This window comes from Dickeya zeae NCPPB 2538, assembly GCF_000406165.1.
In the GTDB taxonomy this organism is placed as follows: domain Bacteria; phylum Pseudomonadota; class Gammaproteobacteria; order Enterobacterales; family Enterobacteriaceae; genus Dickeya; species Dickeya zeae.
The window spans coordinates 1-3,054 of sequence record NZ_AOOF01000041.1 but is presented as its reverse complement, the minus strand read 5'-3'; the positions used below and the strand labels follow the sequence as shown (position 1 = coordinate 3,054).

Below are 3,054 nucleotides of genomic sequence, written 5' to 3'. Positions count from 1 at the left end.
TCTCTCACCAAAACACCTTCGGTGTTGTAAGGTTAAGCCTCTCGGGTCATTAGTACTGGTTAGCTCAACGTATCGCTACGCTTACACACCCAGCCTATCAACGTCCTCGTCTCGAACGTCCCTTCAGGGGAATCAAGTTCCCAGGGAAGACTCATCTCGGGGCAAGTTTCCCGCTTAGATGCTTTCAGCGGTTATCTCTTCCGCACGTAGCTACCGGGCAGTGCCATTGGCATGACAACCCGAACACCAGCGGTGCGTTCACTCCGGTCCTCTCGTACTAGGAGCAACCCCCCTCAATCTTCCAACGCCCACGGCAGATAGGGACCGAACTGTCTCACGACGTTCTAAACCCAGCTCGCGTACCACTTTAAATGGCGAACAGCCATACCCTTGGGACCTACTTCAGCCCCAGGATGTGATGAGCCGACATCGAGGTGCCAAACACCGCCGTCGATATGAACTCTTGGGCGGTATCAGCCTGTTATCCCCGGAGTACCTTTTATCCGTTGAGCGATGGCCCTTCCATTCAGAACCACCGGATCACTAAGACCTGCTTTCGCACCTGCTCGAGCCGTCACTCTCGCAGTCAAGCTAGCTTATGCCTTTGCACTAACCTCCTGATGTCCGACCAGGATTAGCTAACCTTCGTGCTCCTCCGTTACTCTTTGGGAGGAGACCGCCCCAGTCAAACTACCCACCAGACACTGTCCCCAGCCCGGATTACGGGCCCAGGTTAGAACATCAAACATTAAAGGGTGGTATTTCAAGGTTGGCTCCATGCAGACTGGCGTCCACACTTCAAAGCCTCCCACCTATCCTACACATCAAGGCTCAAGGTTCAGTGTCAAGCTATAGTAAAGGTTCACGGGGTCTTTCCGTCTTGCCGCGGGTACACTGCATCTTCACAGCGAGTTCAATTTCACTGAGTCTCGGGTGGAGACAGCCTGGCCATCATTACGCCATTCGTGCAGGTCGGAACTTACCCGACAAGGAATTTCGCTACCTTAGGACCGTTATAGTTACGGCCGCCGTTTACCGGGGCTTCGATCAAGAGCTTCTCCTTACGGATAACCCCATCAATTAACCTTCCGGCACCGGGCAGGCGTCACACCGTATACGTCCACTTTCGTGTTTGCACAGTGCTGTGTTTTTATTAAACAGTTGCAGCCAGCTGGTATCTGCGACTCTCGTCAGCTCCATCCGCGAGGGACTTCACCCACAAGAGCGTGCCTTCTCCCGAAGTTACGGCACCATTTTGCCTAGTTCCTTCACCCGAGTTCTCTCAAGCGCCTGAGTATTCTCTACCTGACCACCTGTGTCGGTTTGGGGTACGATTCAATGTTACCTGATGCTTAGAGGCTTTTCCTGGAAGCAGGGCATCTGTCACTTCAGCACCGTAGTGCCTCGTCATCACGCCTCAGTGTTAACAGCAGACCGGATTTGCCTGGTCCACCCACCTTCACGCTTAAACCGGGACAACCGTCGCCCGGATGACATAGCCTTCTCCGTCCCCCCTTCGCAGTAACACCAAGTACAGGAATATTAACCTGTTTCCCATCGACTACGCTTTTCAGCCTCGCCTTAGGGGTCGACTCACCCTGCCCCGATTAACGTTGGACAGGAACCCTTGGTCTTCCGGCGTGCGGGTTTTTCACCCGCATTATCGTTACTTATGTCAGCATTCGCACTTCTGATACCTCCAGCAGCCCTCACAGGCCACCTTCACAGGCTTACAGAACGCTCCCCTACCCAACAACACATAGTGTCGCTGCCGCAGCTTCGGTGCATGGTTTTAGCCCCGTTACATCTTCCGCGCAGGCCGACTCGACCAGTGAGCTATTACGCTTTCTTTAAATGATGGCTGCTTCTAAGCCAACATCCTGGCTGTCTGGGCCTTCCCACATCGTTTCCCACTTAACCATGACTTTGGGACCTTAGCTGGCGGTCTGGGTTGTTTCCCTCTTCACGACGGACGTTAGCACCCGCCGTGTGTCTCCCGTGATAACATTCTTCGGTATTCGCAGTTTGCATCGGGTTGGTAAGCCGGGATGGCCCCCTAGCCGAAACAGTGCTCTACCCCCGAAGATGAGTTCACGAGGCGCTACCTAAATAGCTTTCGGGGAGAACCAGCTATCTCCCGGTTTGATTGGCCTTTCACCCCCAGCCACAAGTCATCCGCTAATTTTTCAACATTAGTCGGTTCGGTCCTCCAGTTAGTGTTACCCAACCTTCAACCTGCCCATGGCTAGATCACCGGGTTTCGGGTCTATACCCTGCAACTAGACGCCCAGTTAAGACTCGGTTTCCCTGCGGCTCCCCTATTCGGTTAACCTTGCTACAGAATATAAGTCGCTGACCCATTATACAAAAGGTACGCAGTCACACCTAAAAGGTGCTCCCACTGCTTGTACGTACACGGTTTCAGGTTCTATTTCACTCCCCTCGCCGGGGTTCTTTTCGCCTTTCCCTCACGGTACTGGTTCACTATCGGTCAGTCAGGAGTATTTAGCCTTGGAGGATGGTCCCCCCATGTTCAGACAGGATACCACGTGTCCCGCCCTACTCATCGAACTCACGATTTGTGCATCTTCGTGTACGGGACTGTCACCCTGTATCGTGCGCCTTTCCAGACGCTTCCACTGACACACAAGCCGATTCAGGTTCTGGGCTCCTCCCCGTTCGCTCGCCGCTACTGGGGGAATCTCGGTTGATTTCTTTTCCTCGGGGTACTGAGATGTTTCAGTTCCCCCGGTTCGCCTCATTAACCTATGGATTCAGTTAATGATAGTGTGTCGAAACACACTGGGTTTCCCCATTCGGGTATCGTCGGGTATAACGGTTCATATCACCTTGCCGACGCTTTTCGCAGATTAGCACGCCCTTCATCGCCTCTGACTGCCTAGGCATCCACCGTGTACGCTTAGTCGCTTAACCTCACAACCCGAAAGTGTCTCGGGATATGAGTATTTTGAGAGACTCCAACAACACATGAATTCGCATTCACATGCCGTCGTTTCAAATTATTCAGCTTGTTCCGGATTGTTAAAGAGCAGA

1 rRNA gene is annotated in these 3,054 nt (G+C 53.0%); it reads right to left on the bottom strand.

The annotated features are described in order from the left end of the window. Nucleotides 1-28: 28 nt before the first annotated feature. Nucleotides 29-2,934 (bottom strand): 23S ribosomal RNA (locus tag DZE2538_RS00005). Nucleotides 2,935-3,054: the final 120 nt, after the last annotated feature.